The 23,731-nt window shown below is 66.4% G+C and carries 21 protein-coding genes, 1 tRNA gene and 1 pseudogene; 10 read left to right on the forward strand and 13 right to left on the reverse strand.

Annotation, left to right across the window (positions count from 1 at the left end):
* Nucleotides 1-201: 201 nt before the first annotated feature.
* The gene (locus DFP89_RS13445; RefSeq protein ID WP_114349914.1) at nucleotides 202-681 is read right to left on the reverse strand and encodes a tail assembly protein; all 480 of its coding nucleotides are present in this window, start codon (nucleotides 679-681) and stop codon (nucleotides 202-204) included.
* On the opposite strand from DFP89_RS13445, the pseudogene DFP89_RS21180 reads away from it, so the two are divergent.
* A pseudogene (locus DFP89_RS21180) lies at nucleotides 680-1,036 on the forward strand (hypothetical protein); the annotation flags it as partial. The gene DFP89_RS13445 and the pseudogene DFP89_RS21180 sit on opposite strands and share 2 nt — an antisense overlap.
* Before the next feature lie 153 nt (nucleotides 1,037-1,189).
* Here the strand turns inward: DFP89_RS21180 and DFP89_RS13455 are convergent.
* Nucleotides 1,190-1,264, reverse strand: a tRNA-Val gene (locus DFP89_RS13455).
* A 165-nt stretch (nucleotides 1,265-1,429) separates the two neighbouring features.
* On the reverse strand, nucleotides 1,430-2,311 hold the full coding sequence (locus DFP89_RS13460) for an NAD(P)-dependent oxidoreductase (RefSeq protein WP_114349916.1): 882 nt from the start codon (nucleotides 2,309-2,311) through the stop codon (nucleotides 1,430-1,432).
* Between the two features lie 117 nt (nucleotides 2,312-2,428).
* Between DFP89_RS13460 and DFP89_RS13465 the strand changes: the two genes are divergently transcribed.
* Nucleotides 2,429-4,885 carry a penicillin acylase family protein gene (locus DFP89_RS13465; protein ID WP_114349917.1) on the forward strand — a complete coding sequence of 819 codons (2,457 nt, stop codon included), beginning with the start codon at nucleotides 2,429-2,431 and terminating at the stop codon, nucleotides 4,883-4,885.
* Nucleotides 4,886-4,940: 55 nt separating this feature from the next.
* Entirely contained in the window at nucleotides 4,941-5,903 is a 963-nt protein-coding gene (locus DFP89_RS13470) for a nucleoside hydrolase (protein WP_181870340.1), read from the forward strand.
* Between the two features lie 7 nt (nucleotides 5,904-5,910).
* Here DFP89_RS13470 and DFP89_RS13475 read toward each other — a convergent pair whose 3' ends face one another.
* From DFP89_RS13475 to pyrH, 8 genes are all read right to left on the reverse strand, one after another.
* Nucleotides 5,911-6,642: an OmpH/Skp family outer membrane protein gene (locus tag DFP89_RS13475; protein WP_245948743.1), complete on the reverse strand. Its 732-nt coding sequence runs from the start codon at nucleotides 6,640-6,642 to the stop codon at nucleotides 5,911-5,913.
* On the reverse strand, nucleotides 6,642-8,978 hold the full coding sequence (gene bamA, locus DFP89_RS13480) for an outer membrane protein assembly factor BamA (RefSeq protein ID WP_114349918.1): 2,337 nt from the start codon (nucleotides 8,976-8,978) through the stop codon (nucleotides 6,642-6,644). Before bamA ends, DFP89_RS13475 begins: the two co-directional genes overlap by 1 nt.
* A gap of 105 nt (nucleotides 8,979-9,083) precedes the next feature.
* Nucleotides 9,084-10,412: an RIP metalloprotease RseP gene (gene rseP, locus DFP89_RS13485; protein WP_114349919.1), complete on the reverse strand. Its 1,329-nt coding sequence runs from the start codon at nucleotides 10,410-10,412 to the stop codon at nucleotides 9,084-9,086.
* Complete coding sequence (gene dxr / locus DFP89_RS13490; RefSeq protein ID WP_114349920.1) at nucleotides 10,409-11,581, reverse strand: 1-deoxy-D-xylulose-5-phosphate reductoisomerase; 1,173 nt, start codon at nucleotides 11,579-11,581, stop codon at nucleotides 10,409-10,411. Before dxr ends, rseP begins: the two co-directional genes overlap by 4 nt.
* A 3-nt stretch (nucleotides 11,582-11,584) precedes the next feature.
* Nucleotides 11,585-12,433: a phosphatidate cytidylyltransferase gene (locus DFP89_RS13495; RefSeq protein WP_114349921.1), complete on the reverse strand. Its 849-nt coding sequence runs from the start codon at nucleotides 12,431-12,433 to the stop codon at nucleotides 11,585-11,587.
* Nucleotides 12,430-13,164 (reverse strand): polyprenyl diphosphate synthase, encoded by a 735-nt coding sequence (gene uppS / locus DFP89_RS13500; protein WP_114349922.1) that lies wholly within the window; start codon nucleotides 13,162-13,164, stop codon nucleotides 12,430-12,432. Before uppS ends, DFP89_RS13495 begins: the two co-directional genes overlap by 4 nt.
* A 4-nt stretch (nucleotides 13,165-13,168) precedes the next feature.
* Nucleotides 13,169-13,732 carry a ribosome recycling factor gene (frr, locus tag DFP89_RS13505; protein WP_114349923.1) on the reverse strand — a complete coding sequence of 188 codons (564 nt, stop codon included), beginning with the start codon at nucleotides 13,730-13,732 and terminating at the stop codon, nucleotides 13,169-13,171.
* 80 nt (nucleotides 13,733-13,812) lie between these two features.
* The gene (gene pyrH, locus DFP89_RS13510; protein ID WP_114349924.1) at nucleotides 13,813-14,547 is read right to left on the reverse strand and encodes a UMP kinase; all 735 of its coding nucleotides are present in this window, start codon (nucleotides 14,545-14,547) and stop codon (nucleotides 13,813-13,815) included.
* An 86-nt stretch (nucleotides 14,548-14,633) separates the two neighbouring features.
* Here pyrH and miaA point away from each other — a divergent pair, with 86 nt between their 5' ends.
* Nucleotides 14,634-15,518, forward strand: a complete 885-nt coding sequence (gene miaA, locus DFP89_RS13515; RefSeq protein ID WP_114349925.1) for a tRNA (adenosine(37)-N6)-dimethylallyltransferase MiaA — start codon at nucleotides 14,634-14,636, stop codon at nucleotides 15,516-15,518.
* 122 nt (nucleotides 15,519-15,640) lie between these two features.
* Nucleotides 15,641-16,780 carry a helix-turn-helix transcriptional regulator gene (locus DFP89_RS13520; RefSeq protein WP_114349926.1) on the forward strand — a complete coding sequence of 380 codons (1,140 nt, stop codon included), beginning with the start codon at nucleotides 15,641-15,643 and terminating at the stop codon, nucleotides 16,778-16,780.
* A gap of 194 nt (nucleotides 16,781-16,974) precedes the next feature.
* On the opposite strand, the gene DFP89_RS13525 is transcribed toward DFP89_RS13520, so the two are convergent.
* Complete coding sequence (locus tag DFP89_RS13525) at nucleotides 16,975-17,769, reverse strand: RlmE family RNA methyltransferase (protein ID WP_114349927.1); 795 nt, start codon at nucleotides 17,767-17,769, stop codon at nucleotides 16,975-16,977.
* A gap of 1 nt (nucleotide 17,770) precedes the next feature.
* Nucleotides 17,771-18,895, reverse strand: coding sequence for a Ppx/GppA phosphatase family protein (locus DFP89_RS13530; protein WP_114349928.1), 1,125 nt, complete (start codon nucleotides 18,893-18,895; stop codon nucleotides 17,771-17,773).
* A gap of 110 nt (nucleotides 18,896-19,005) precedes the next feature.
* On the opposite strand from DFP89_RS13530, the gene DFP89_RS20335 reads away from it, so the two are divergent.
* The 5 genes from DFP89_RS20335 (at nucleotide 19,006) to DFP89_RS13550 (ending at nucleotide 23,688) form a co-directional block, all read left to right on the forward strand.
* On the forward strand, nucleotides 19,006-19,164 hold the full coding sequence (locus DFP89_RS20335; protein WP_181870342.1) for a hypothetical protein: 159 nt from the start codon (nucleotides 19,006-19,008) through the stop codon (nucleotides 19,162-19,164).
* Nucleotides 19,164-20,345 (forward strand): vWA domain-containing protein, encoded by a 1,182-nt coding sequence (locus DFP89_RS13535; protein WP_114349929.1) that lies wholly within the window; start codon nucleotides 19,164-19,166, stop codon nucleotides 20,343-20,345. Before DFP89_RS20335 ends, DFP89_RS13535 begins: the two co-directional genes overlap by 1 nt.
* A 27-nt stretch (nucleotides 20,346-20,372) precedes the next feature.
* The gene (locus tag DFP89_RS13540) at nucleotides 20,373-21,056 is read left to right on the forward strand and encodes a M48 family metallopeptidase (protein ID WP_114349930.1); all 684 of its coding nucleotides are present in this window, start codon (nucleotides 20,373-20,375) and stop codon (nucleotides 21,054-21,056) included.
* 80 nt (nucleotides 21,057-21,136) lie between these two features.
* On the forward strand, nucleotides 21,137-22,333 hold the full coding sequence (locus DFP89_RS13545) for a hypothetical protein (RefSeq protein ID WP_114349931.1): 1,197 nt from the start codon (nucleotides 21,137-21,139) through the stop codon (nucleotides 22,331-22,333).
* Entirely contained in the window at nucleotides 22,330-23,688 is a 1,359-nt protein-coding gene (locus DFP89_RS13550) for a cytochrome P450 (protein WP_114349987.1), read from the forward strand. The genes DFP89_RS13545 and DFP89_RS13550 overlap by 4 nt, the downstream gene beginning before the upstream one ends.
* The last annotated feature ends 43 nt before the right edge of the window (nucleotides 23,689-23,731 follow it).

Below are 23,731 nucleotides of genomic sequence, written 5' to 3' on the forward strand. Positions count from 1 at the left end.
GCTATGACAGATCCGCCAAGACCTTCCTATCCGCCGTCGCCCTCGCCGCAACAGTCATGTTCTGGCTGTGAAGATCAATGAGTCTGGAGCCTAGGGCGCTTCTGGTCATGGCGGCGCTTGCGTTCAAGCTGGCGCTGCACCTGACAGGCGCACAGCACACCATGCGGCACAATGGCCCCGCAGGAACACAGGCGCGGCGGCTTAGGCATCGCTGCGTTTGAGATAGAGCGAACCATTGATCATCGTGCCGCCGGTCCAGACCTCGCCATAGGCAATAGGCACGATGCCGCCCTCTCGGGTGGTGATCTGGGGGCCGGTCATGGTGAAAGACCTCGTATCGTCGGGCGCTTCCTGTTCCGGTGCCAGCAGCGAGGCCACGCCGGTCAGCGCCAGCCCCAAACCAACCTGACCAACGGCAGCGCCAACGGTCGTGCTGCCGAACAGTGTGGTGCTCATCAGGGCACCGCCGCCGGTCGCGAGCGAAAGGCCGATCAGCGCAATCCCGGCGATGATCTTGCCGATACCGCCGCGCTTGGAGCCTTTCGTGACCGGCACGATATGCAGCGACTGCTTGCCGAGTTTGAAGCCGGGCAGCATGTCCTCGGCCAGCGCCATGCCTTTGCGGATCGTGTCGCCGATGATGATGCGGTAATGGCCGTGCCGGATCAGCGATAGCAGCATCGACGGCAGCACTTGGTATCTTCAGCAAGGCAAGACGGGCACCGCTGTCCCGATCCCCCTGCACCCGGTCGTTCTGTCGATCCTCGACATCGAGCACACCGCGCGCCGCAAGGCCGGTGTTGTCGATCCGCGTCGCCCGCTGCTGACAAATTCGCGGGGTCAGCCGTGGACGAGCAGCGGATTCGGCGCGTCATGGCGCACCGAACTGATCCGGCTCAATCTTCGACCTGCGCGGAAAGACGGATATGAGGACGGCGCTTTTGCACCAACATTTCACGGCCTGCGCCACACCAACGCGACGCAGATTGCTAATGCTGTCGCGCGCAATCCGGAAGTTTTTGGCGGCATCCAACGTGTTAAATCCATGCTCGGCCACTTGTCGGAAAAAATGGCCAAGCACTATGCCCGCCGCGCCGAGGTCGAGCACATGAACGCCGAAACCCTGCTGCTGATCCCGCAAATCGGCAGCACACCTGCATGGATCAGTGAGTCGGACGGCGCATGAATTTGGTGGGGCGGGAGGGGATCGAACCCCCGACCAACACGGTGTAAACGTGTCGCTCTACCGCTGAGCTACCGCCCCATTTGGGAACACGGCTTGCAGAGTTGGGAACAAGCCAAATTTTTTCTTTTATTTACTAGGCACTTCCAGACAAACACGCTCGGTGTAAACGAGACGCTCTACCAACTGAGCTAACCGCCCCCGCCCCGGCTGATAGCCCGAGCGCGGCCCGCTTGGCAAGCCGCCTCATTTGCGCAGGCGCGCGATCAGCGACGAGGTGTCCCAGCGCCCGCCGCCCATCTGCTGCACATCCTTGTAGAACTGATCGACCAGCGCAGTGACCGGCAGGCTGGCGCCGGTTTCATCGGCGGTGGAAAGGCAGATGCCCAGATCCTTGCGCATCCAGTCCACCGCAAAGCCGAAATCAAAGCGGTTCTCGGCCATGGTCTTGTAGCGATTCTGCATCTGCCAGCTGCCGGCGGCGCCCTGGCTGATCACCTCGACCACCTCGGGGATGGAAAGCCCGGCCTTCTCGGCGAAATGCAGCGATTCCGACAGACCCTGCACAAGACCGGCAATGGCGATCTGGTTGCACATCTTGGTCAGCTGCCCGGCACCCGAAGCCCCCATCAGCCGGCAGATCTTGGCATAAGCCGCAATCACCGGCTCGGCCCGAGCGTAATCTTCGGGCGAGCCCCCGCACATCAGAGACAGCTGGCCATTCTCGGCCCCCGCCTGCCCGCCCGAGACCGGCGCATCGACAAAGCCAAGCCCCACCCCGGCGGCGATTCCGCCAAGTTCCCGCGTCACCGCCGCCGAGACGGTGGTGTGATCGACAAAGACCGCGCCCGGCGCCATGCCGGCAAAGGCACCCTCCTCGCCCAGACAGACCTGCCGCAGATCGTCGTCATTGCCGACGCAGGCCATCACCAACTCGGCGCCCCGGGCCGCCTCGCGGGCGGTGGCGGCGGTGCGGCCCTTGTGCTTTTCTGCCCAGGCCGCGGCCTTGGCGGGGCTGCGGTTCCAGACCGTGACCTCGTGTCCGGCAGCGGCCAGATGGCCCGCCATCGGGAAACCCATCACCCCAAGTCCCAGAAATGCCACGCGCGCCATCACAATCTCTCCCATCCGTTGAAAGGCGCGTTGATCCCGCCCGCGCCCTGTCCTATCACCCGCATGAATTCCACCACCTGCCGCAGGGGTCAACCGCCTCTGCGCCCAAGCATCGGGACCGCGCCTTAATTCATGGTGACATTTTTCCGCTGGCTTGTGCGCCTGACGGTCGGGCTGATCGTGCTGACGGTCGCGCTGGTTGTCCTGGCCTGGTACTTCGCGATCCGCTCATTGCCGGATTACGATGACACCTATCAGGTCACCGGCATCACCGCCCCGGTCGAGATCATCCGCACCACCGAGGACGTGCCGCATATCTTCGGCGCAAGCGACCGCGACGTGTTCTTTGCGCTGGGGCTGGCCCATGCGCAGGACCGGCTGTTCCAGATGACTGTGCTGCGCCGCGCGGCGCAGGGCCGGCTGGCCGAGATCTATGGCCCGGGCGCCCTGCCCGCCGACGATCTGGCACGCCGGCTGGGCCTTTACCGCAATGCCCGCGCCTCGCTTGAGGCGCAGCGCCCCGAGGTGCTTGAGGCGCTTTCCGCCTATGCCGAAGGGGTGAACGCCTGGATCGAACAGGTGAACCTTGGCGCGCGCGGCCGGGGGGCGCCGGAGTTCTTCCTCTATCCCGACGAGATTTCCTATTGGGAGCCGGCGGATTCGCTGGCGATCCTGAAGCTGCTGGCGGCCTCGTCGACCGTGCAGATGCGGCGCGAGATCCTGCGCGCGCGGCTTTCCATGGCCGATCCCCAGCGCGGTCAGGATCTGGTCGCCATGCCGGGCGAGGCTCCAATGCCCGAATATGCCGCGCAGTTTCCGGGCGCGCGTCTGGCCGCGCCCGAGCGGCGGGCGGGCGCGCCGGACTGGACCTCGACGCTGGCGGGTTATCTTGCGCCCTCGGCAGGGGCCTCGGCCAATGGCTTTGCGGCGGCGACGGGGCGGACGGCCGCTGCGGGGGCGTTGCTGGCCAATGACCCGCAATTCGCGCTGACTGCGCCGGGGCTGTGGTATCTCGCGCGGATCGAGCTGGCCTCGGGCGGGGTCATCGGCGGCACCATTCCGGGCATTCCGGCGGTGCTTTCAGGCCGCAATACCAGCCTGGCCTGGGGCATCACCCCGGCCCAGATCGACGATCAGGACCTGTATATCGAAGAGGTCCAGCCCGGAGAGCCGAACCGCTATCGCGGCGCCAATGGCTGGACCGAATTCACCACCCGGCGCGAGACCCTGCATATCCGCGGCACTGACCCCCAGACCATCACCCTGCGCGAAACCGCGAACGGGCCGGTCATTCCGGGCGGACATCTGGGGCTTGGCGCGATCCTGCCTGCGGGTCATGTCGCGGCACTGTCCTGGACCGGCGGGCGCGGCGAGGATCGCAGCATGAGCGCCCTGATCGGGCTGATGCGGGCCCAGAGCCGGCAAGAGGCCGCGCAGGCGATGGCCGACATGGTCGCCCCCGCGCTGATGGTGACGCTGGCCGATGGCAAGGGCGTGGGTCAGGTGCTGGCCGGCGCGCTGCCGCAACGCGCCCCCGGCCATCAAAGCGCCGGGCGCATGCCGGTGCCGGGCTGGGCGGCGCAAAACACCTGGCAGGGCCTTGCGCCCGCGCCTGCCGCCCTTAGCGATCTGGCCCCCGAAAGCGGCATCGTCGCCACCACCGGCGCCGGGTCCGGGCCGGATGCCACGCTGGGTCATGACCGGGGCGACCGCTATCGTCAGGATCGCCTGCGCTATCTGATCGACAGTCGTGAGGTGCATTCGCGCGACAGCTTCATCGCCGCGCAGAACGATATCGTCAGCCCCGTCGCCCGCGCCCTGCTGCCTCTGGTCGGCGCCGATCTGTGGTTCACCGACGAGCCCGCTGCCCTTGGCACGCCCGAGCGGCTGCGTCAGGACGCGCTGGCGCTGATGGCCAATTGGGACGGCGCCATGAACGAGCACCTGCCCGAGCCGCTGATCTATGCCGCCTGGATGCGGGCGCTGCAGGACCGGCTGGTGCGCGACGATCTGGGGCCCCTGGCCGATGAGCTGACCGAGCTCTATCCCGGCTTCATCGAGCGGGTCTTCCGCAATGCCGGGGGCGCCGGAATCTGGTGCGACAGCCGCCAATCCGCCCCGGTCGAGACCTGCACCCAGATCGCCCGGCAGGCGCTGGACGCGGCATTGCTGGATCTTTCAGGTCGCTTTGGCCCGGATCTGGCCAGCTGGCGCTGGGGCGATCTGCACCGCGCCCGCCATGTGCATCCGGCACTGGGGGACATGCGGGTGATCTCTTACATCGTGAACCTGTTGCAGCCGACCTCGGGCGGGGAATCGACCGTGGCGCGGGCGGGTTTTCTGGGCGCGGGGCGCAATCCGTGGCTGAACGTCAAGGGCGCGACCTATCGCGGCGTCTATGACCTTGCCGACCCTGACAGCTCGGTCTTTGTCATCTCGACCGGACAATCGGGCCATCCGCTGTCGCGCCATTACGACAATATGGCCGAGCTGTGGCGGCGCGGTGAATATGTCGGCATGTCGCTGGACCCGGCGCTGGCGCGGGCGGCCGCGACCGGCATCACCCATCTGGAACCGGCCCGAAACTAGGCTTGCATCACAGGCCGGCAACCGCTTCCCTGTCGGCATACCCAGCACAAGAGGCATGACCATGGCGCGCAAGATCATCATCGATACCGATCCCGGTCAGGACGACGCGGTGGCGATCCTGCTGGCGCTGGCCAGCCCCGAACTTGAGGTGCTGGGCCTCAGCATCGTGGCTGGCAATGTGCCGCTGCACCACACGGTCAGGAATGCGCTGACGCTGTGCGAACTGGCCGGGCGGCCCGATCTGCCGGTCTATGCGGGCTGCGATGCGCCGATCTCTCGCAAGCTGGTCACGGCCGAGCATGTCCATGGCAAGACCGGCCTTGACGGCATCACCCTGCCCGATCCCGCCATTCAGGCCACCCCCGGCCATGCCGTCGATTTCCTGATCGAGACCCTGCGTCGCGAAGCGCCGGGCACGGTCACGCTGGTGCCGATCGGGCCCTTGACCAATATCGCCACGGCCTTCCAGCGCGCCCCCGACATCATCGAGCGCGTGCAGGAAATCGTGCTGATGGGCGGCGCCTATTTCGAGGTCGGCAACATCACCCCTGCGGCCGAGTTCAACATCTATGTCGATCCCGAGGCCGCCAAGCTGGTCTTTGCCAGCGGTGTGCCGCTGGTCGTGATGCCGCTCGACGTGACCCACAAGGCGCTGACCAGCCGCGCCTGGGTCGATGGCATGGCCGCGATGGGCCGCATCGGTCAGGCCGTGGCCAGCTGGACCGATTTCTTCGAACGCTACGACCGCGAGAAATATGGCAGCAATGGCGCGCCGCTGCACGATCCCTGCACCATCGCCTGGCTGCTGAAACCCGAGCTGTTTTCCGGCCGCCACATCAATGTCGAGATCGAGACCGAGGGCAAACTCACCCTGGGCATGACCGTCGCCGACTGGTGGCGCGTGACCGGACGCGAGGCGAACGCGACCTTCATCCGCGATGTCGATGCCACGGGGTTTTTCGATCTGCTGACGCAGCGCATCGGCGATCTGGACCGGCGCCTCGGTCAAGGCGCCTGATCGCCGCCTAGTTTCCGCCCTGTGGCGTCGGGACGGTTTCGGGCGCGATTTCCGGTACAGTCTCCGGGACCGGCGGGGCAGCTTCCTGCCCGGCAGGAGGCAGCACCGGACCGCCCCCGATCTCGCTGTCCAGCCGCTGGATCAGCGCCTCGGTCACATCGATGCTTTCGGCCGCGACAAAGACCGAGTTCCGGTCAAGGACCGCCACCGCGCCGCGCTCGCGCATCATCGCCGCAAGGATCGGCAGGGCGGCACGGAAAAAGGCACTGCGCTCTTCATTGGCACGGGTCTGCCATTCGCGGGCGGCATTGGCCCTCTCGCGCCGGACCTCGACCACGCGGGTGTCGAACGCATCGGCGCGCTTGCGGAACTCGTCGGGCGGCAGGGTGGCGCGCAGCTGGGTCAGTTCGCGCTCTTCATCGGCGAACTGCTTTTCCAGCCGGTCATTTTCGGCGGCGATGTCGCGACCCTGCCGCTCGAGATCGGCCTGAACGCGCTGCCCCCATTTCGAGTTCAGATACAGCGCGTCCTGATCCAGCGTGATCACCGGCAGCATGCCATTCGCGGCGGGTGAAGCCGGCGCATCGACGACCATCGGCTGTATCGCCCGCGCATTCCGGTCCGGCTGCCCGGACATGTCGACCGTCATCGGCGTGCCGGCATCCTGCGCCTGAAGCGCCGGCGCGGCGGTCAGGAACACCGCCAGCGCCGCTGTCAGAACTGCCGCCCGAGCTTGCATCAGAACTTGGTCGAGATGGTCAGGTCGAAGTTCTGCTCGTCGTCGTAATCCTCTTTCTTCACGGCATGCGAGAAGTTGAAGCGCAAGGGGCCGATCGGCGTGGTCCAGAACAGCGAGGCGCCGATCGCGGCACGGATCTTCATGCCGTCATCGACCTCTTCGCCAAAGGCGCCGGTGGTATTGTCCAGCCCCCAGACCGAGCCGGCATCCGCGAACAGGCCGCCGGTGATGCCATATTCCTCGGGCAGGCCCAGCGGGAACTGCACCTCGGTGCGCAGGGCCCAGAAATAGTTGCCGCCCAGCATGTCCTCGTTCGGGGCGGCAAGGTCGCGCGGGCCATAGCCGTTCGGCTCGAAGCCGCGGATCTTGCTATTGCCGGTAAAGCGGTCCAGCAGCCGGCTGTTGTCGTCGTTCAGCATATGGACGGCGCCGGCCTCGAACTCGGCCAGCATGGTCACGTTCTCGCGCCAGGCATTGCTTTGCACGCCGCCATAAATGGTGGTGGTGATCGACTTCACGTCGCCGCCCAGACCGGCGAAATCCTGGCCAAAGCGCAGCCGGTAGCTGGTCAGCGGATCCAGCCCGGTGATGCTGCTGTCATAGGTATAGGTATAGCCCAGGGCCGAGGTGAAATAGCCGCCCTGCTCATTGTAGAGAATCGGCGAGGAGCCGATCTCGTCCCCGTCATCGGGATCGATACCGATCGCGTCCACGTCGAACAGCGTGTCCTTGCTGAGCTTGTAGCGCATTTCCAGCCGGCCGTTTTCCGAGACCGGAAATTCTAGCGAGGTCAGGAAGCCGACGGCGCGGGTGTTGTAGTCCGAGTTCAGCCGGTCGGTGGTGTTGTACCAGAGCTGCAGCTTGGCCCGAAGGTCGCGGCCAAGGAAATACGGCTCGACGAAGGTCAGGCCCGAGGATTGCGTGCCCGAGCCGGTGGCGAAGGACACGTCCACCTCCTGGCCGCGGCCCAGGAAGTTCTTTTCCGACAGCGAGACGTTGAAGCCGACGCCGGTTGCCACGCCGTAGCTGGCGCCAAAGGACAGGCTGCCGGTCGGCTGTTCCTCGACGTTGACGTCGACGATGACGCGCTCGGGCGAGGAGCCCTGACGGCTTTCCGCCTGCACATCCGAGAAATATCCCAGCGCGCGCAGCCGCTCGGCCGAGTTGCGGATCTCGCGCGGGTTGAAGGGGTCGCCTTCGACGGTGGTGAACTGGCGGCGGATCACCTCGTCCAGCGTGGTCGTGTTGCCCTCGATGTCGATGCGCTCGACAAAGACGCGCTGGCCGCGGGTCAGGGCAAAGGTCAGGTCCAGCGTCTGGTTGCGCTCGTTGCGGGTGATGCGCGGCTCGATATTGACGAAATTCAGCCCCTTGCGCAGCGCCAGCGCCTCCATCCGGCGGATGGTGGTGTCGATGATGGTGGGGTTGTAGATCTCGCCCTTTTTCACCCGGTTCTGGGCGGCGAATTCGGCGGCATCAACGCCGGGGATCTCGCTGATCGTGTCGACATTGCCAAAGCTGTAGCGCGGCCCTTCCTGGATCTGGAAGGTGATGTAGAAGGCGTCGCGTTCGCGCGCCACTTCCGGCGCCACCGCCTGCACCTTGAAATCGGCGTAACCGCGCGAGCGGTAGAAATCGGTCAGCAGCTTTTCATCGACCGGCAGGCGCTCGGGCGCGAAGGTGTCGCGCTTGATGAAGGTGCGCAGGATGCCGGCCTGCTTGGTTTCCAGGACGTTGCGCAGCTTCTTGTCCGAGAAGGCGCGGTTGCCGACAAAGCCGATGCGCTCGATCTCGGTGACGTCACCCTCGAAGACCTCGAAGACCAGATCGACGCGGTTGTCGCTGCGGCGGATGATCGAGGGATCGACGCGGGCGGCCAGCCGGCCCTGCGCGGCATAGACCTGGCTGATCGCGGCGGCATCGGCCTCGGCCTGGGCGGGCGAATAGACGCGGCGCGACTTCGACTTGACGATCTCGGCCAGGTTCTCGTCCTTGAGGCGCTTGTTGCCTTCAAAGCTGATCGCGTTGATGGTCGGGTATTCGGCGATCTTGACCACCAGCGTGCCGCCCGTGGGCACCAGCTCGACCGTCTCGAAAAGGCCGGAATTCTGTAGCCGCTGCATGGCGTCGTTAAGATCGCCCGCCGAGACATCCTGACCGCGCGGCAGGTCCAGATAGGACAGGATGGTCTGCGGCTCGATCCGCCGATTGCCCTCGATCTTCACATTGCTGAACACATAGGCCGAGGCGGGCGTCGCAATCATGCCGACCGGGGCCGCCACGGCCAGCGCCGAGATCAGCGCCAGCGCGCCCTTGCCAAGTTTCCTGTCCGTCATCGCCGCCCCTCGCGCGTCATTCGTTGAGCCGGGCGGTTTTTTCCTGCCCGATTTGTCCAGATGGATAGCCCGAAGCGGGCAGGACTGTCAAAAGGCAACACCCTGTCAGGGACAGAAAATGTCGTTGGTGAGCCCAAATATCATCAGTGAAAGCACCGCCGCCATGCCCAGTGCCGACAGGATATCCACCACCCGTGGCGAGGGCGGGCGCCGCGTGATCGCCTCATAGAGGTAGAACATCAGATGCCCGCCATCCAGAACCGGAACCGGCAGCAGGTTCAGAAAGCCGATGGCCGCCGACAGGACCGCGATCCACCAGATGAAGTTCTGCCCCCCCGCCGAGGCCGCCTGCGCCGTGGTCTCGGCAATCGAGATCGCCCCGCCCAGATTGCAGCTGCCGATCTGGCCGGTGATCATCGCCCAAAGCCCCGACACCGAGGATGCGATAATATCCCAGGTGCGCTGAACGCCGGTCTGCAAAGCCTCGACCGGGCCGGTGGCGCGGGTCGCGGGCTCGAAATAGGTGCCGCCGCCGGTGACGCCGATCAGCCAGCGTTTCTCATAGCCGGTCTCGGTGGGCAGGTCCTGTTCGCGGGCGGCCAAGGTATAATCCGCCGTGCCCGCGCCCTCGCGCCAGACCGACAGCAGGACCGGGCGCCCTTCGGCGGCAGCAACCACGCCGCGCAGTTCGTCAAAGCGCGAGACGGGCTTGCCATCGATGGCCAGGATCACATCGCCGGGTTGCAGACCGGCCGCCGCCGCCGGGCTGCGCGGCCCGATGCCGGTAATCAGCGGCGGAATCGGGTCGGGACCGGCGACCGTCATCGGGGTCCCGTCGCGGATCACCGTCCAGTCATGGCTTTCGCGCGGTGCAAGCTTGCCGGCGATGCGGCCCAGATCGGCCCAGCTGGCGACGGGCTGGCCGTCCAGCGCGACGATCTGGTCGCCGGTTTCCAGCCCCATCACCACGCCCGGAGGCGTCACGTGCAGGCGTCCCACCTGTACCTGATCGACCGGCATGCCCTGCCAGATCGCCATGCCGGCAAAGACCAGGATCGACAGGATGAAATTGAAGACCGGCCCCGCCGCGACCGTGGCGAAACGCGCCCAAAGCGGCGCACCAGCAAGGCTCGCCCGCGCCTGATCGGCATCGACCGCCTGACCCGAGCCGGCGCTGGCGGCATTGCTGTCGCCCAGAAAGCGCACATAGCCGCCCAGGGGAATCGCCGCGACCTGCCACAGCGTGCCGCGCCGGTCACGGCGCGAAATCAGCCGCGGGCCAAAACCCAGCGAGAACACCTCGGCCCTGATCCCCGACCAGCGGCCGACGATGTAATGGCCATATTCATGCACGGCGACGATGATCGACAGCGCCACCACAAAGGACGCGGCCGCCCACAGAAACCCGCCAAACCCATCGATCAGCGCGCTCATGCCGATGCTCCCTGCCATGCGGCGGCACGACGGGCAAAGCCGTCCCAACGCAGAACCTCGTCCAGATCGGCCGGGCTTTGGGCAAAGCCGGGCTGGGCGCTGGCGCGCTCCAATGCCTGTTCGACCGCAGGTGCCATCTCGGTGAAACGGATGTGGCCGGCGATGAAATCATCCAGCGCCTGTTCCTTGGCCGCGTTCAGCACCGCACCCGCCGCGCCACCCGCCGCGATCACCTCGCGCGCAAGACGCAGGGCAGGCCAGCGTGCCTCGTCGGGTTCCGCGAAAGTCAGGCTGCCAAGCGCGGCCAGATCCAGCGGCGCAACCGGCAGCGCCGCGCGCCGGGGCCAGTTCAGCGCATAGCCGATGGCATGGCGCATGTCCGGCGCGCCCAGATGCGCGATACTGCCGCCGTCGCGATGGCTGACCATGGCGTGGATGATGGATTGCGGATGTACCAGCACCCGCAGACGATCATTCTCAAGGCCAAAGAATTCATGCGCCTCGATGACTTCCAGCGCCTTGTTGAACATGCTGGCGCTGTCGATGGTGATGCGCTGACCCATGGCCCAGTTCGGATGACACGAGGCCTCGGCCACACTGGCCTGGGCCAGCCGTTCCAGCGGCCAGTCGCGGAACGCCCCGCCCGAAGCCGTGATGGTCACATATTCGACGGAATCGAGATTTTCACCCTGCAGCGCTTGAAAAATAGCGGAATGCTCAGAGTCGACCGGCAGGATCGTGGCGCCATGGGCGCGGGCCGTAGCCATGACCAGCGGCCCGGCGGCGACCAGCGTTTCCTTGTTGGCCAGTGCCAGTATGCCACCCCGGCGCAGCACCGCGAGGCCCGGCGGTAGGCCCGCCGCGCCGACAATGGCCGACAGCGTCCAGTCGGCGGGACGGGCAGCGGCCTCGGTAATGGCGGCTGGGCCGGCCGCGGCCTCGATCCCGGTGCCGGCCAGCGCCGCGCGCAGATCTTCCAGCTTGTCAGGCCATGCGGTGACGGCGATTTCGGCGCGCAGCGCGCGGGCCATCTCGGCCAGGCGCGCGACATTTGCGCCGCCGGTCAGCGCGATGGTGCGGTAGCCTGCCGGACCGCCCGCGCGCATCAGCAGATCGAATGCGCTTTCACCGACCGAACCGGTCGCGCCCAGCACGGAAACGCTGCGCATCGGCTAGCCTCCGATTATCGGCAAAAGATTGGCGATCAGCAGGGCCAGCGCCATCAACAGTGCCCCCGCCATCGCGTCGAAACGGTCCATGACCCCGCCATGGCCGGGGATCAGGTCCGAACTGTCCTTGACCCCGACCCGGCGCTTGAGCCAGCTTTCGGCGATATCGCCGAACTGCCCGGCCAGCGCCAGAAGCGGCCCGGCCAGGATCACGCCCCAGCTTGCCCAGCCCGAAATCCACAGGATCAGCGCCAGAGCCAGCGCGCCGGCCCAGCCGCCGATAGTGCCGCTCCAGGTCTTTTTCGGGCTGATCGAGGGCCAGAATCGCGGCCCGCCCAGCTTGCGGCCGACGAAATAGCCCAGCACGTCCGACAAGACGATGGTGCCGACGATCCAGAACAGCGTCGGCATCCCCGCCACTTCGCGGATGACGACCAGCGCATAGCCCGCGCCCAGAATCGCCAGGGTGAACAGCAGATAGGCCGGGCGCTCATGCTCATGCGTGCCGTGCCAGCCCGCGATCACCGGCACCAGCGCCAGCGCCATGGGCCAGTCGCCCGGCAGCACCAGCATGGCCAGCATCACCAGAGCCGACAGAATGCCGATCAGCACGGGATGGCGCGGGCTGTGGAATTCGGGATGGCGCCAGCCGGTCAGCCGCGCCAGTTCCCACATCATCAGCCCGACCACCGCGGAAATCCCGAAACGCAGCCACAGCCCCGAGGAGACCAGCAGCAGCACGCCCAGCACCGCCAGCACGACCCCGGACAGGATCCGGCGGCCAAGATCGTTCCAGTTGCCCTGGCGAATGGCCCCGCGCAGGCGGCCCGGCGGCTGTTCCGGCCCGGTCATGCGCCCCCGAAGCGCCGGTCGCGCAGACCGAAACGGTCGAGAATCTCGGCCAGATGCGCGGGCGTGAAATCGGGCCAGAGCGTGGGGGTGAATTCATATTCGGAATAGGCGGCCTGCCAGGGCAGGAAATTCGAGGTCCGCGTCTCGCCCGAGGTGCGGATCACCAGATCCGGGTCGGGATGGCCGGCGGTGTCCAGGCAATCGCTCAGATCGGCCTCGGTCGGGGTGGTGATCTCGCCACGGGCAATGCGCATGGCCAGGCGTTTCGACGCGCGCAGCAGTTCGTCGCGGCCGCCGTAATTGATGGCGACGGTCAGGTTCAGCCGGCTGTTGCCGACGGTGCGGGCCTCGATCCCGGCCATCAGGCGCTGCAGCTTTTCGCTAAGCCGCTCGCGCCCGCCGATGAAGCGCATCCGCACCCCTTCGGCCGACATGCCATCGGCCTCGCGCTCGATGTAGCGGGCGAAAATGCCCATCAGGCCAAGGACTTCCTCGGTCGAGCGCTTCCAGTTCTCGGTCGAGAAGGCATAGACCGTCAGCCAGTTCACCCCCAGATCGGGGCAGGCGCGGACCAGTTCCTTGACGCGCTCGGCGCCACGGCGATGGCCGACAAGTCGCGGCCAGCCCCGGTTCTTGGCCCAGCGGCCATTGCCATCCATGATGATGGCGACATGGCTGGGGCGCTGGCCCTGCCCTTCGGGCTTTGCGAGGCTGGCGGCGATTTCTGCCATGCGCCTAGACCTGCATGATCTCGGCCTGCTTGGCCTCAAGCGCCTTGTCTACCGAGGCGATCATCTTGTCGGTCAGCTCCTGCACCGCGCTTTCCCAGAACTTCTGGTCATCCTCGGACATGCCCGAGGACTTGGCCTTCTTGATCTGGTCCATGCCGTCGCGGCGCACGTTACGGACGGCAACGCGGGCATGTTCGGCATATTGGGCGGCAACGCGGGTCAGTTCGCGGCGGCGCTCCTCGTTCAGCTCGGGGATCGGCAGCATGATGATGGTGCCGTTGAGCTGCGGGTTGATGCCCAGCCCCGAATCGCGGATCGCCTTTTCGGCCCGGCTGACCAGCCCCTTGTCCCAGATGTTGATCGTCACCATCCGGGGTTCGGGCACGTTCACGGTGCCGATCTGGTTGATCGGCGTGGGCGAGCCATAGGCATCGACCATGATCGGTTCGACCATGCTGGCCGAGGCACGCCCCGTGCGCAGCGAGGCGAATTCATGGCGCAGCGCATCCATGGCGCCCTTCATGCGGCGCTCCAGGTCGTCGGTGTCGATCTCGATCTCGTCGGTCATGCTCGATCATGGCCTCTGTCTGTTTGGTTTCCGCGCTTGTAGCCGAGCCATGCGCACATGGCAAAGCCTATACGGGCTAATTAACCATGCACGCGCGTATATGTTCCGCTGCCCGACAGAATTCCGCGGAAACCGCCCGGCTCGTCCAGCGAGAAGACGATGATCGGCAGGTCGTTGTCGCGTGCCAGCGCAATGGCCGAGGCGTCCATGACCCCCAGATGCTTTTGCAGCACCTCGTCATAGGTGACGTTCTCATAGCGCTTGGCGTCGGCGTGTTTGGCCGGGTCCTTGTCATAGACGCCATCGACCTTGGTGCCCTTGAAGATCGCCTCGCAATTCATCTCGTTGGCGCGCAGGGTGGCGGCGGTGTCGGTGGTGAAATAGGGGTTGCCGGTGCCGGCGGCGAAAATGATGACGCGCTTTTTCTCGAGGTGGCGGACGGCTCGGCGGCGGATATAGGGCTCGGCCACCTCGTCCATGCGGATGGCGCTGATGACGCGGGTGTGGATGTTCAGCGCTTCCAGCGCCGCCTGCATGGCCAGCGCATTCATCACCGTGGCGAGCATGCCCATATAGTCGGCGGTCGCGCGCTCCATCCCCTGCGCGCTGCCCTGAAGGCCGCGAAAGATATTGCCGCCGCCGATGACCATGCAGATCTCGATGCCCATGTCATGGACGGATTTGACCTCTTGCGCGATGCGGGCGACGGTCGGCGGATGCAGGCCATAGCCCTGATCGCCCATCAGCGCCTCGCCCGAGATCTTCAGCATCACGCGGGAATAGGATCCGGGGGTTTTGGTTGCACTTTCGGACATGGGGGACACCTTTTCGCCGCTGTTTCATTGCCGCGCAAAATGTCGCAAACAGCCCCCATGTTCAACCGCCGCCTTCGCCAGACAAAATGACCCAGCGTCACCCGATCCTGAACCAGATCGCCCCGGACCGCCACGTGGTGATCGCCGGCCCCACCGCCAGCGGCAAATCCGCCCTGGCGCTGGAGATCGCCGAGACCCAGGGCGGCACCGTGGTCAATGCCGACGCGCTGCAGGTCTGGTCCTGCTGGCGCGTCCTGACCGCCCGCCCCGCGCCCGAGGACGAGGCACGCGCGCCCCATGCGCTTTACGGTCATGTCACGCCGGGCCGGGCCTATTCGGTCGGCGAATGGCTGACCGAGGTGTCCGCGCTGACGGGGCGGCTGATCGTCGTCGGCGGGACCGGGCTTTACCTGAACGCGCTGACCCAGGGGCTGGCGGTGATTCCCCCCACGCCGCCGGACATCCGCGCCCGGGCCGACAGTCTGCGCGCCTCGGCCGAGGGGCTGGCGCTGATGGTCGCGCAACTGGACGCGCCGACCCGCGCCCGCATCGATCTGCGAAACCCCGTCCGCGTCCAGCGCGCATGGGAGGTGCTGCAGGCGACCGGTCGCGGCATCCTTGCCTGGCAGGCCGAGACCCCGCCCCCTCTGATTGCACCCGAATCTGCGCATCTTCTGGTCCTGCAATCGGAACGGGACTGGCTGGCCGAGCGCATTGCGCGGCGCTTTCACCAGATGATGGATCTGGGCGCGCTGGATGAGGTGCGGGCCATGCTGCCCGGATGGGATCCGGCCGCGCTATGGGCCAAGGCCATCGGCGCGCCGGAACTTGTCGCCTTTCTTCAAGGCGATATGCCCCTTGACGAAGCCGTCGAACAGGCGATTATCGCCAGCCGTCAATATGCCAAGGCGCAGCGCAGCTTCTTTCGCGGACGAATGCGTGGCTGGATTTGGACAGAGGCGAAAAAATAAGGGGTATCCGACAGGGCACGGCGACATATTAACTTTATTTCAACCGGAAGTAGTATAACCCTTTCGTGAACTGCCGTGACACTTAACGATTCGCCTCATGCCCCTGTCGAAAGCCGCCCGCGATGAATGAATCCGTCCGCGCCGTGAATTTTCCGGCCACCTCACCCGCCGATGCGGACCAGCTGCGATTGATCGCAGCGGCGGTGACGGCGGCGACGATCCTGGAGCCTTCGGTCCTTGATCCGCGCCTGGCCGCTGCCGCGCGCCTGGCCGGGCTGCCAGAGGATGAACGCTCCGAGGATGAGGCAGAGGACGGTCCGGGCCTGGCGGACGGGATCGCCCTGCTGGCGCCGCATGTGGCAATGCCGCCGGCGGCTCTGGCGCGGGCTTCGATCGCGGTACCGCCCTTTGCACCGGGGGACGGGCTGCGGCTGATCCCGCTTTCGGGCTTTCACTGGGGCGGTGCGGTCCGGGGCCGGAACATGCCGCCCGCGCCGCGCGTGCGGGGCGATCACGTGCTGATCCTGCTCAGCCGCGGCGTGTTGCAGATCGAATTCCCCCGCCATCAACACCTGCTTACCATGGGACGCGTGGCCTTCATCCCGGCCGGCACCGCCTTTGCACTGCAACCGGGGCTGCAGGTCCAGGGCCGCGCCCTGCTGATCGCACCGACCCATGCCCGCGGTCTGCCGCTGGCGCTGCCTTCGGGCTTTTGCTGGGGCGCACCCGCCGCCGATGACCAGCCGCTGATCGAGCCGGCGATGCTGGCGCTTGGCGCCGCGCAGCCGCGCAGCAGCGCTGGCGAAACCGCCACCGCCTGTCAGCTGGGGCTGATCGCCGTAGCCTTGTCGCGGCTGGACGCGCGCGCCGGCCAAAGGGATGCCGTCCAAAGTGGAATCGCCGAGGCCCGGCCGCTGACCGAACGTTTTCTGGACCTTGCCCGGGCCGAGCTGGCACAAAGCCAGACCATTGCCGAGATGGCGCGCAAACTTGGCCATTCGCAGGCGCATCTGGAACGCGCCTGCCAGCAAAGCCGGGGCCGCAGCGCGCTGGAGTTGCTTTACGACCTGCGCCTGCAACACGCGGCCGAGGCGCTGCGCAACACCGCACGCCCCATCGCCGAGATTGCGCAGGATCTGGGCTATGCGGGGCTTGGCCATTTCATGCGCAGCTTTGCCGCCGCGACCGGCCGCACGCCCGAAACCTATCGCGAAATCATGCGTGGTGAATCAGGCAATGAACTGGGCGGCCAGTTCAGTTGACGCAAGGCCACCTGTGGGCGCGGCAAGATGATGCAAGGCAATTCACTGGGATGAAGACCGGTTGAGGCCGGCGGCCGTCCCGACCCGTTCAGGCGCTTTGAGCTTGCCCCGGCGGTCGCGAAGATCACCCAAGGGCTGTCCGGCAGGCAGTCAAAACCGGTTCAGACGCGACAGGCTGTCCAGAGGGATCGCCGTCAGCCCTCGCCCCCGAAACCGTCATCACCGGCATCATCGCTATCCGCGTCATCTGCCGCATCATCGCCCGCACCGCGAAACCCTTGCGCCACGACGAATTTTTCCGAGGAATCCGACCGGCTGGCTGGCGGCTTCACATTCGCCACCTTGCGGAAATTGCGCTTGAGCATGGCCTGCATCTCGGTCTCGGCGCCGCCGGCCAGAACCTTGGCGACAAAGGTGCCGCCCGGCTCCAGCACGTCAAAGGCGAATTGCGCCGCCGCCTCGACCAGCGCCACGATGCGCAGATGGTCCGTGCCCTTGTGGCCCGATGACGCGGCCGCCATGTCCGACATCACCACATCGGCGCGCCCGCCCAGCCAGGCCTTGACCTGATCGTCGGCGCCATCGGCCAGGAAATCCAGCCGATGGATCTCGGCCCCGGCGATGGGATCGACCTCTTGCAGATCGACGCCCAGCACGCGCCCGACCTTCTTGCCCGACTTTTCGCCCAGAGCGTTCACGCGCGCCACCGCCACCTGACACCAGCCCCCCGGCGCGCAGCCCAGATCGACCACCCGCGCCCCCGGCACGAGGAAACGATACTTGTCGTCCAGTTCCAGGATCTTGAAGGCGGCGCGGCCGCGATAGCCCTCGCGCCTGGCGCGCGCGACATAGGGGTCGTTCAACTGCCGCTCCAGCCAGAGCGTGCTGGACAGCTTGCGCCCCTTGGCCGATTTCACCCGCACCCGCAAATCGCGCTGGCCGCGGCCAGAGCTGCCCCGCCCCGCGCCCGGTTTCTTGCCTTCGCTCATCTCATGCCACCCCGTTCATGCCGTCCGGGGCCAGCACCCCATCCTTGACCATCTGCGCATATAGCAGCCCCTCGCGCAGACCGCGATCCGCGACCGACAGCCGCCGCGTCGGCCAGACCCGCATCAAGGTCTGCAGGATCGCCGCCCCCGACATGATCAGCGCGTGGCGTTCCCGCCCGATGCGCGGATCGGCGCGCCGCCCGTCCGGCCCCAGCGCCAGATAGTCGCGAATGACCCGGTCGATCTGCGCCGAGGTCATGGTCAGCCCATCCACCTTGGTCCGGTCATAGCGGCGCAGGCCCAGATGGCTGGCCGCCACCGTCGTCACCGTCCCCGAGGTGCCGATCACCTGAAAGCTCTCGTCCATGTCCTGCATCAGCGAATAGGGCGTGAAATCCGACAGCATTTCCTCGAAATGCCAGGACATCAGCGCGAAACGGCCCTGATCGTCCTCGACATCCTCGAACTGGTCGCGCAGCGTGGCGACCCCCAGCGGCACCGAGATCCAGTCGACGACCCGCGCGCCGCCGGGCTGCGGATTGGCGAATCCGTCGCCCAGCCGCATGATCGCGCGCGGGCGTTCCTTGGGCTCGACATCCTCAAGATCGATCCAGACAAGCTCGGTCGAGCCGCCGCCGATATCGACGACCAGCAATTGCTCGGTCCGCTGGCTGACCAACGGCGCGCAGGAAATCACCGCCAGCCGCGCCTCTTCCTCGGCATCGATGATTTCGACCGGCAAGCCGGTCTCGCGCCGGATCATGCGCAGGAAATCGCGGCTGTTACGCGCGCGCCGGCAGGCCTCGGTCGCGACCAGCCGCATGCGCGTGACCTTATGCGCCTCAAGCTTGCGGCGGCAGACCTGCAAGGCATGCACGGTCCGGGCCATCGACGGACGCGACAGCCTGCCTGATGCTTCAAGGCCATGCCCCAGCTGGACCGGCTTCGAGAAGCTATCTACCACCTGGAACTGACTGCCCTGGGGACGGGCGATCAGCATCCGGCAGCTATTGGTGCCAAGATCCAAGGCCGCATAAAGCGGCCCGTCCTCGGCCGGGCGGGTGACGAAAGGCTCGACCGTTTTCTTCGAGAACGCGTCCGCACCCGCAGGACGCCTGGGCGTCATGTCACGCCCTCCGAATTACAAGTTGCAACAAACGTAGCGCGCCCCCGGCAGGGGTTCAAGGGTCCCCCTCGACAGCCGCACGCGTCGGGGCTATGCCCGGGGGCATGATCGTGATCGCCTGCCTTTTTCTTGGCGCAGCGATCGGCTGGGTTCGCGCCGCCAGACAGGGCGGCAAGCTGGCCGACAAGCTGCAATATGCCGCCGCCCATGCCATGGCTCTGGCCGTGCTGGGCATTTTCCTGACCATCATCCTGTCCCGGATGGGCTGATGTTCCGGCCCTTTCTCGACAGTCTGCGCAGGCACGGGGTGCCGGCCAGCCTGCGGGAATATCTGGACCTTCTGGCCGGCATTCAGGTCGGGCTGACCGACTGGCGGCCCGAGGGATTCTATCACCTCGCGCGCGCCACGCTGGTCAAGAACGAATCCCATATCGACCGTTTCGACCGCGCCTTTGCCGAGACGTTTTCCGGCCTCGACGAGATCCCCGTCGAGGCGCTGGTCCATGAGACGGCGATTCCCCGCGACTGGCTGGAAAAGCTGGCCGAGAAATTCCTGACGCCCGAGGAACGCGCCGCCATCCACGGCCCCGGCAGCTTTGAGGAACTGATGCGCCGCCTGCGCGAGCGGCTGGCCGAGCAGAAGGGCCGTCATCAGGGCGGCAACAAATGGATCGGCACCGCCGGCACCTCGCCCTTTGGCGCTTACGGCTACAACCCCGAGGGCGTGCGCATCGGCCAGAACGAAAGCCGCCACCGCCGCGCGGTCAAGGTCTGGGACAAGCGCGAGTTCCGCGACTTCGACGATTCGGTCGAACTGGGCACCCGCAACATCAAGGTGGCGCTGAAACGCCTGCGGCAATGGGCCCGCCACGGCGCCGCCGAGGAACTGGACCTGCCCGGCACCATCCGCGCCAGCGCCGAACACGGCTATATCGACGTCCAGACCCGGCCCGAGCGGCACAATGCCGTCAAGGTGCTGCTGTTTCTGGATGCCGGCGGCAGCATGGACGACCATTCGCGGCTGGTTGACGAGCTGTTCTCGGCCGCGCGGGCCGAGTTCAAGCATCTGGAACATTTCTATTTCCACAACTGCATCTATGAGGCGCTCTGGCGCGACAACCGCCGCCGCTGGACCGAGACCCTGCCGACCTGGGATGTGCTTCACCGCTTTGGCCGCGACTACAAGGTGATCTTCGTGGGCGATGCCGCCATGTCGCCCTATGAGATCGCGATCCCGGGCGGCGCCAATGAACACTGGAACCCCGAATCGGGTGAGGTCTGGCTGAAGCGCCTGCGCGAGACATGGCCCGACCATGTCTGGCTGAACCCGGTGCCCCGCGCCGATTGGGGGCAGACCCGCTCGATCGCCATGGTGCGCGAGATATTTGACGACCGCATGCAGCCCCTGACGCTTGAGGGGCTGACACAGGCCATGCGCCTTCTTGGCTAGCGCTCTTTCCGCGCCCATATTGATGCCATGATCAAGCTGACGCCGATCCTGCTGATTCTGCTTTACGCCGCCGCCATGTGGTTCTTTTCGGTCTGGCGGATGCGGGCAGAGCTGAATGCGAAATCCTCGCCGCTGACCCATCCCCGGCTGGTGCCGATGCTGGAGCGGCTGGGCCGCGCCATGGACCTGCCGCCGATCCGCGCCCATGTCTATGAAATCGCCCCGGTGAACGGGCTGGCCGCGCCGGATGGGCGCATCTTTTTGACCCGCGGCTTCCTTGACCGGCTGGACAAGGGCGAGGTGACCGAGGCGGAACTGGCATCCGTCATCGCCCATGAGCTGGGCCATGTCGCCCATGGCCATACCCGCCGCCGCATGGTCGATTTCGCCGGCCAGAACGTCATCCGCGTGGTGCTGGCCGGAACGCTGGGCCGCATCCTGCCCGGGATCGGCGGCTGGATCGCGAACCTTGCCGCCGCCGCTGTCGCCGCCCGCCTCTCGCGTCAGGATGAGTTCGAGGCCGACGCCTTTGCCAGCGCGCTAATGGTCAAGGCGGGACTGGGCACCGGCCCGCAGAAAAGCCTGTTTCGCAAGCTCGAGGGGCTGGCGGGCACCCGCGCCGCCACGCCCGCATGGCTGCTCTCGCATCCCAAGACCGAGGCCCGCATCGCCGCCATCGAGACGCTGGAAAGCCGCTGGGGCCTGCGCTGAGCGCGGGCCCGCGACAGTCCCATCCCTTGGCCCGGTGCCGCATTTGGCCTATGCTGCGCCTGCATTGCCAATGAGTTCCGATGACCCGCCCGTTTCGCCGCCGCGTCCTTTACATCCCCGGTTTCGACCCGATCCCGCCCCGCCGCTACCGCGAGCTTTACAAGCGCGAGGGGGCTGAGCAGGCCCGCATCTCGGGCTACCGGCTGGAATTCGGCTCGCGCCGCGACCGCAAGGGCTTTGGCTGGGGCGTTTCGGGTAATTTCGACGGCACCCCGACGGAATCGGAAATCGAGGTGCTGGTCTGGGCCGATATCGTGCAGGGCTCGATGGGCCAGTCGATCCCGGCGACCTATGGCCAGCTTGCGCGCACGGCATGGGCCTATATCGGCTCGGGCGCGCTGATGCGACTGATGCGGCTGCGGCGCGGCCCGGTCATCGCAGCGCTTTATCCGGTCGCGGTGCTGCTGGCGCAACTCCTGATCGCGGTGGCGGTGGGCTGGGGCGTCGGCGCGGCCCTTGGCTGGCTGACCGGGCTGGGCTGGTGGATCGCCCTGCCCGTTCTGCTGGCGGTGACATGGGCCGGGCTGGTCCTGTGGCGGCGGCTGGATGGCAAGATATTCGCCTATTACCTGATGCATGACTATGCCTTTACCGCTCAGCACCAGGGCGCCTATCCCCCCGCGCTCGAGACGCGGCTTGCCCAATTTTCCGACCGCATCGCCGAAGTTCTTGCCGGCGACTGGGACGAGGTTCTGATCGTCGGCCACAGTTCCGGCGCCTATCTGGGCGTCTCGGTGCTGGCCGACCTGATCCGCGCCGGACGCGTGCCCGAGGGGCGGCAGCTTGGCTTTCTGTCCCTTGGCCATGTTGTCCCCATGGCCTCGTTCCTGCCACAGGCAAACCGGCTGCGCGCCGATCTGCGCGCGCTTTCGACCAGCGCACAGGTCGACTGGATCGACGTGACCGCGCCGGGCGATGCCTGCTCGTTCGGGCTTTGCGATCCGGTCGCGGTCTCGGGCGTCGCGCCTCAGGGGCAGCACCAGCCGCTGATCCTGTCGGCCGCCTTCACCCGCACACTCTCACCCGAAAAGCAGCGCGCCCTGCGCGGACGCTGGTTCCGACTGCATTTCCAGTATCTTTGCGCCTTCGACCGGCCCGGAGATTACGACTATTTCGCCATCACCGCCGGGCCGCTGACGCTGGGCCAGCGTTTCGCCGGGCGTCAGCATTCCCCAGGCCGCATCGCGCGCGCCGTCAACAGATGGACCGCGACATGATCCCGCCGAAACCCGCCGCGCGACAGGGCAAGGGCTCGGTCTGGCGCTTCATCCGCGACTTCCGCCGCGACATCCTCTCGGCGCAATCCGACCGGCTTTACCGCGCCTGGATGGCCGAATTCCGCGGCCTCTTCATCCACAGCTTTACCTGCAACGACCCGCAGCTGATCGACATGATCCTGCGCAAGCGGCCGATGGACTTTCCAAAATCGCCACGCATGGCGGCCGGGCTGCAACCGCTTCTGGGCAATTCCAGCTTCATCTCGAATGGCGAGACATGGCAGCACCAGCGCCGCATCATCGACCCCGCCTTCGAGGGCGGCCGCCTGCGCGAGGCCTTTCCCGCCATGTGGGACGCAACGCAGGCCGGCACCGCCCGGCTGGCACCACTGGCCGACGGGCGCGAGATCGACATCGAGCCGCAGACCAGCCATATCGCCGCCGACGTGATCTTTCGGACGCTGTTCTCCATCCCCATCGAAAACACCATCGCGACGCAGGTTTTCGACGCCTTTCGCGACCATCAGGACGCCCAGCCGATGGTCAATCTGGGCGGGCTGATGGCCCTGCCCCGATGGGCGCGCTTTCATTCCCGCCGCGTCCGCGACAGCGCCCGCCGCATCCGTGGCCTGATCCGCCAGCTGGTCGCGGCCCGCGCCTCTGAGATCGCCAATGGCAGCGCCCCGCCCGATCTGGCCACCAAGATCATGACCACGCCCGATCCACAGACCGGCGCCATCTTCAACGACCGCGAAATGATCGACGAGGTCGCGACCTTCTTTCTGGCCGGGCATGAAACCGGCGCCTCAGCTTTGGCATGGGCGCTGTATCTGCTTGCCGAAAATCCCGACTGGCAAGAAAAACTGGCCCTCGAGGCCGATGCCCACCTTGCCCCCGACTTCGCCAGCGTCAAAAGCCTGACTGCCGCCCGCGCCGTCTTCCGCGAGGCGCTGCGGCTTTATCCGCCGGTCGCGATGACCGTGCGTGAATGCCGCCGGCTAGAGACATTGCGCGACCGCAAGGCGCCGCGCGGCGCTCAGCTGGTGCTGTCGCCCTGGCATCTGCACCGCCATCAAAAGCTTTGGAACAATCCCGACGCCTTCGATCCGGGCAGGTGGGACACGGAAAACGGCAAGACCTGCGCCCGCAGCGCCTATATCCCGTTTTCAGCCGGTGCCCGCGCCTGTCCCGGCGCCGGGTTCGCGATGATCGAAGGCCCGCTGATCCTGTCGGCGCTGACTCAAGCCTATCACTTTTTCCCCGGACGCGCGCGCCCCGAGCCGGTGATGCGACTGACCGTGCGCGGCAAGGCCGGGATCATGTTGCGGCTGACGCCCCGAAAGATGGATATTTGAATGAAGAAGAAACCGCGATCTCTGATCCGCTTCTTCTTCACCT

The sequence above is a fragment of the Paracoccus lutimaris genome, assembly GCF_003337565.1.
In the GTDB taxonomy this organism is placed as follows: domain Bacteria; phylum Pseudomonadota; class Alphaproteobacteria; order Rhodobacterales; family Rhodobacteraceae; genus Paracoccus; species Paracoccus lutimaris.